This window comes from Burkholderia sp. AU27893, assembly GCF_002223205.1.
In the GTDB taxonomy this organism is placed as follows: domain Bacteria; phylum Pseudomonadota; class Gammaproteobacteria; order Burkholderiales; family Burkholderiaceae; genus Burkholderia.
Window position 1 is genome coordinate 1 of the sequence record NZ_NKFD01000019.1, and the last position, 728, is coordinate 728.

General features: G+C 51.2%; 2 tRNA genes and 1 rRNA gene. All 3 read right to left on the reverse strand.

The features are described from left to right. Positions 1–353 precede the first annotated feature (353 nt). Positions 354–429: transfer RNA gene (locus CFB47_RS40030), tRNA-Ala, on the reverse strand. A gap of 39 nt (positions 430–468) precedes the next feature. Next, positions 469–545: transfer RNA gene (locus CFB47_RS40035), tRNA-Ile, on the reverse strand. 64 nt (positions 546–609) lie between these two features. Then, positions 610–728 (reverse strand): 16S ribosomal RNA (locus CFB47_RS40040); the annotation flags it as partial.

A 728-nucleotide genomic window follows, 5' to 3' on the forward strand; every position in this document is an offset into this window, starting at 1 on the left:
TTCGCAGGCTACCGCGTCCTTCATCGCCTGTGATCGCCAAGGCATCCACCACATGCACTTGTTCGCTTGACCCTATAACGAGTCTGTCTCGTTACAGGTTGAGTTCTCGCGTTGTGCCGTATTCCAATTTAAGTCGAACATAGAGTTCGAATCATCTTGAGATACATCGATACAATCACAACCCGGATAGTTTTCACGTCCATCTCAAGACGCTTCCGCTATCCAAATTACTTGCTTCTTCCAGATTGTTAAAGAACGACAGCCGATACGTACTACGTATCACTCTGACTGGCTCAATCGCCAATGCAAAATTCTCGGTTCAGTGTCTGAACCAAGCCCTTGGCGTTGGTGATTGGTGGAGGCAGACGGGATCGAACCGACGACCCCCTGCTTGCAAAGCAGGTGCTCTCCCAGCTGAGCTATGCCCCCATGAGTACAGATTTGCCTCAGGTACCTACCGCCAGACAATGGTGGGTCTGGTTGGATTCGAACCAACGACCCCCGCCTTATCAAGACGGTGCTCTAACCGACTGAGCTACAGACCCCTGAGTCTGTCTTTAAATTTACAGCCGATAAGCGTGAGCGCTCAACTTCGCGAGATAGCTCTGGAAAGGAGGTGATCCAGCCGCACCTTCCGATACGGCTACCTTGTTACGACTTCACCCCAGTCATGAATCCTACCGTGGTGACCGTCCTCCTTGCGGTTAGACTAGCCACTTCTGGTAAAA